The organism is Streptomyces hydrogenans, assembly GCF_014656075.1.
Lineage (GTDB): Bacteria > Actinomycetota > Actinomycetes > Streptomycetales > Streptomycetaceae > Streptomyces > Streptomyces hydrogenans.
The window spans coordinates 1-4956 of record NZ_BNBS01000242.1; the positions used below are offsets into that span (position 1 = coordinate 1).

Sequence of the window (4956 nt, forward strand, 5' to 3'; positions counted from 1 at the left end):
GCCCCGCCGCCGATGCCGATGGCCGCCCCGGCGGGCGCGCCGCCCGCGGCCGGATCCGGCGACGGGTCGGGGCGCGGGCCCGGTGCCGCGTCCTGGAGGAGGGTGATCGCGGGGTGGAGGGCGTCCAGGCGGTCGCGCATCGCGGCGGCGGCCTCCGGGGCGAGGCCGGCGCAGGCGGGCGGGAGGCCCACGCAGACGCGGGCGGCGAGGGCGGCGGCGACGGCGGCGAGGGCGTCCGCGCCGGTGCCGCGGACGTCGCCGTAGCGCAGCGCGCGGGCGAGGGCGGGGAGCGCGTCGGCGAGGTGGGCCACGTCGGTGTCGAGGGCGGCCCGGTCGGCGAGGGCGCCGAGGACGGTGGGCAGGGCGTCGGCGAGCCCGGCGAGCAGGCACCGCTCCGCGAGGTCGGTGACCTCGCCGAGGGTGTCGGCGGCGAGGGCGCGGGACCCGGCCCGGGCGGTGGCGGCGGCCTCGACGGTGGTGCCCCAGACGCCGGCCTCGGCGACCCGCACGTGCAGCTCGGGACGCCAGCGCAGCCGCCAGGACTCGCGGAAGGTGCCGGTGCCGGCGCGGCCGGGGGCGGGCGCGCCCCAGTCGACGCCGAGGAGCCGCAGGCGGTGCAGGAGCCGGCTGCGGGCGGCGTCGGTGGTGCCGCGCAGGTCGAGGTCGAGCGCGCGCTCGTCGGCCTCGGGTCTGAGGCGGAGGGAGCGCCGGAGGCGGTCGAGGTCGCGCTGGAGCGGGACGGCGGGGGCGGCGGGCGGGACCTCGCCGAGGGCGTCGCCGATGACGAGCCGGTCCCGGACGAGGGCGAGCGGCACGTCGGAGCCCTCGCAGAGGACGGCGCGGACGGCGTCGGTGGTCTCGGGCAGGCCGGGGCGGGGCCGGCCGCGCAGGGCGGCGAGGGCCTCGGCGAGGCGGACGGCCTCGATGACGTCGGCGGAGGAGACGGGGTGGTCGGCCTCGCGGAGGAGGCCCGCGACCTTGGTCATCCAGCGCTCGACGGGCCGGTCGGGGGCGGCGAAGAGGTGTCCGTACCAGCCGGGGGACTCGATCCCGGCGCCGTATCCGGAGCGGCGAGCGAGCCGGCGGTGGGTCCAGGGGACCCAGGTCACCTCCGTCCTCACCTTGGGCAGGCCCTTGAGGAGGGCGCGGTCGGCTGCGACGGTGGTCCGGAGGGCGAGGGCGGGGACGTGCCAGGCGCCGCAGACGACGGCGACCGCGTCCCCGAACTCCTTGCGGGCGGCGCGCAGCCGCAGCCGCATGTGCGCCTCGCGGACGAGGTCGCGCGGGTGGCCGCCGTGGCCGTCCCGCTCGCGCAGGGCGGTCATGGCCTCGGCGAGGGCAGCGAAGGGGGCGAGCGGGTCGGTGTCGCCGCGGAGTTCGACGACGTCCTCCCACCACTGCTCGGGGTCCTGGTGGCCGGCGGCCCGGGCGAGTTCGGCGAGGGGGTCGGTCCGCGGGGTGCCGTCGGCCTCCTCCTCGCCGTCGCCCCAGGTGGGATCGGCGGCGAGGGTGTGGGCGGCGGGCAGGTCGACGAAGCGCACGGGGACGTCCCGGTCGAGGGCCCAGCGCAGCGCGGTCCATTCGGGCGAGAAGGCGGCGAAGGGCCAGAAGGCGGCCCGGCCGGGGTCGTCGACGGCGTGGGCGAGGAGGGCGACGGGCGGGCGCGTCTCCGGGTCGGCGGCCAGGGCGGCGAGCGCGTCGGCGTCGGCCGGGCCCTCGATCAGCACCGCGTCGGGCCGGGCCGCGTGCGGGGCGGCGGCCACGCCGCGCGCGGAGCCGGGCCCGTGGTGCCGGATCCCGAGCAGCAGCGGCCCGGACGTACGCGTCCCGGAGTCCGCCGGGGCGGCGGGGGCCGTCACGCGCCGGCCTCGCGGCAGGCGCGGTAGAAGTCCTTCCAGCCCTCGCGTTCTCTGACCACGGTCTCCAGATACTCCTGCCAGACGACGCGGTCGGCCGCCGGGTCGCGGACGACGGCGCCGAGGACGCCCGCGGCGACGTCCGCGGGGCGGAGCACGCCGTCGCCGAAGTGGGCGGCGAGCGCCAGGCCGCCGGTGACGACGGAGATGGCCTCGGCGGTGGAGAGCGTCCCGGAGGGGGACTTGAGCCGGGTGCGCCCGTCGGCGGTGACGCCGTCGCGCAGTTCGCGGAAGACGGTGACGACCCGGCGGATCTCCGCCACGCCGTCGGGCGGGGCGGGCAGTTCGAGGCTGCGGCCCAGCTGCTCGACCCGGCGGGCGACGATGGCCACCTCGTCCTCGGGGGTGGCGGGCAGCGGCAGCACCACGGTGTTGAAGCGGCGCCGGAGCGCGCTGGAGAGGTCGTTGACCCCCCGGTCGCGGTCGTTGGCGGTGGCGATCAGGTTGAAGCCGGGGACGGCCTGGACCTCCTCCCCCAGCTCGGGGACGGGCAGGGTCTTCTCGGACAGGATCGTGATGAGCGTGTCCTGCACGTCGGCGGGGATGCGGGTCAGCTCCTCGACGCGGGCGGTCGCCCCCCGCTCCATGGCCCGCATGACGGGGCCGGGCACGAGGGCGGCGCGGCTGGGGCCCTCGGCGAGCAGGCGGGCGTAGTTCCAGCCGTACCGGATGGCCTCCTCGGGGGTGCCGGCGGTGCCCTGGACGAGAAGGGTGGAGTCGCCGCTGACGGCGGCGGCCAGGTGCTCGGACACCCAGGTCTTGGCGGTGCCGGGGACGCCGAGGAGCAGCAGGGCCCGGTCGGTGGCCAGGGTGGTGACGGCGACTTCGACGATGCGGCGGGGCCCGACGTACTTGGGCGTGATCACGGTGCCGTCGGGGAGCGTGCCGCCGAGGAGATAGGTGGCGACGGCCCGGGGCGAGAGGCGCCAGCGGGCGGGCCGGGGGCGGTCGTCGGCGGCGGCGAGCGCGGCCAGTTCGTGGGCGAAGGCCTGCTCGGCGTGGGGCCGCAGGGCCTCGGCGGCGGGCCCCGGCCGGCCCGGGCCGGTGTCCGTCACGGCACCGGCGCCGGGCTGGGCGATGGTTTCGGGCACGGTCATGGATCCCCCTCCAGATCGTTGCGACCTGCTGTGCGATCCACGGTGCACCACGCCACTGACAATCGACTTCCGTCGCAGTTCAGAGGCGCGATCGGGCGGTGTGCGCGGTCAGTTGAAGACCGGCGAGACGGCGACGCAGCCGCCCGACATGGCCTGCTCGCCCTTGGCCTCCTTGATGACCTTGCCCTGGTAGACGACCTTGCAGGTGAGGTCGGCGGGCTTGAGGGAGACGGGCATGACGGCGGGCGGCATGATGCCGTGCAGCTTCACGGTCCTGGTCCACGGCAGGGCCGGCTTCTTGTCGCTCTCGACCTGCGGCTGCATCGCGGTGCCGTCGCCGGCGTGGTACTCGATCGACTCGACGGCCGTGCCGGTGACCTCGTAGGTCACCTCGTAGCTCTCGGCGACGGCCTTGTCGACCTGGTCGGCGGCCTTGTCGGCCGCTTCGGAACAGGCTCCGAGCCCGAACGCGAGGCCGGTGACGGCGAGCGCCGAGACGGCGGTGCGGACGGTGCGGTTCATGGTGGTACTCCCCCTGCACGGTAGTGCGGTTCCAGGGTCGCGCGCTGGTTCGCGCGAGCCCGCACAGCACCGTAAAGGATCGGTAAAGCAGTCGTGGCGCCGGGGCCGCCGCCGGAGACGAATCCGCAGGTCAACTGCTTTGTCAGTGGAGGATAATACCGTCAGGTACATGAATGACACGGGGGTGTGCGGGACGGTCGAACAGGTGCGGGCACCGGCTCCTGACGAGGCGTCGCGCGGAGCGGGGGGCGCGACGGCCGGCCCGGCCGATCCGGAGGCGGCCCGGCGGCTGGCCGAGCGCCGGGCGGCCCGGGTGACGGCGGGCGCGGAGGATCTGGGGCACCGGCTGGCGGACCTGGTGCGCGGCGGGCTGGCGGCGGCCGGGCAGCAGGGGTACGGCCTCTGGGAGGAGACGGCGGCCCGCATGGTCGACGCGCAGGCGCCCGGGCTCGCCGGCCGGGTCCGGGAGCTGGGCGCGATACCGGGCTCGGGCCCGGGCTGGCCGGTGCGGCTCCTGGAGGAGTGCGCGCTCACCCATCTCCTCGGCCGCGCGTGGCTGGCCGCCGACCGGCTGCCCGCCCCGCTCGCGGCGACGGTGCGGACCCGGGTCGGCTTCCCGTCCGCCGCGAGCGGCACGCCGGTGCGGGACCGCTGGCTGGTCCTCGCCCAGTACGACACGGGGGACGGCCGGCTGACGACCCGTCGCATCTGGCTGTACGGCACCGGCGGCGGCCGCACGGCCCTGCTGCTCTCCTTCGGCGCGGCGGGCCGCGCGCCCGCCCTGGCGCTGCCGGTCGGCGCCGTGGTCGGCGGCGTCGTCACCCCGCACGCGGGCGCCGGGCAGCTCCGCGCCGACCCCGGCGAGGCGCTGGTCCCGGTCGGCGGCCCGGCCGGGCCGCCGACCGGACGGGCGGTGGGAGCGGCGCTGGACGCCTACGGGCGGGCGCTGCGGGAGGACCCGTGGCTGGACTCCTGGCCGGCGACGCTCACCCGCGTGGTGCCGGCGCGGGCGGAGTACGGCTGGCAGCTCGCCGACGCCGACGGCCGCGAGGCCCTGCCGCTGACCGGCGGCGACCGCTCCCGCCCCGGCCTGTGGCGGCTCCTCGCCCTGTCGGGCGGCGCGCCCGTCACCGTCTTCGGCGAGTGCGGCCACCGCGGCTTCACCCCGCTGGCCGCCTGGTCCCCGGACGCCCCGGCGGAGACGGTGCCGCTGCTGTGACCGCCCCGGCGGCGAGGACCCGAGCCCATGACCAAGGAGGAGACGTGACCGCGACCGAGGCGGCGTGGGAGGCACTGGTGAGCGCGGCGCTGCTGGGGACCGACCGGCGGCCGCCTTCGGCCGCGCGGGGTGCCGAGGCCGCCGGGGAGCTGCTGGACGAGGCCCCGCGGCGCACCCTGCGGCGGCGCGCGGGGCTGCGGCC

4 protein-coding genes are annotated in these 4956 nt (G+C 78.0%); 1 reads left to right on the top strand and 3 read right to left on the bottom strand.

From position 1 onward, the window contains the following. The 3 genes from IE321_RS40735 to IE321_RS40745 all read right to left on the bottom strand — a co-directional run. A partial coding sequence (locus tag IE321_RS40735; RefSeq protein ID WP_373316668.1) for a DUF5682 family protein occupies nt 1–1877 on the bottom strand: 1877 nt, incomplete at its 3' end. Continuing rightward, nucleotides 1856–3013: an ATP-binding protein gene (locus IE321_RS40740; protein ID WP_190226671.1), complete on the bottom strand. Its 1158-nt coding sequence runs from the start codon at nt 3011–3013 to the stop codon at nt 1856–1858. The genes IE321_RS40740 and IE321_RS40735, both read right to left, overlap by 22 nt. Nucleotides 3014–3121: 108 nt before the next feature. After that, entirely contained in the window at nt 3122–3535 is a 414-nt protein-coding gene (locus IE321_RS40745; RefSeq protein ID WP_043225955.1) for an MmpS family transport accessory protein, read from the bottom strand. Nucleotides 3536–3704: 169 nt separating this feature from the next. On the opposite strand from IE321_RS40745, the gene IE321_RS40750 reads away from it, so the two are divergent. Further along, nucleotides 3705–4754: an SWIM zinc finger family protein gene (locus IE321_RS40750; RefSeq protein ID WP_229916831.1), complete on the top strand. Its 1050-nt coding sequence runs from the start codon at nt 3705–3707 to the stop codon at nt 4752–4754. Nucleotides 4755–4956 lie beyond the last annotated feature (202 nt).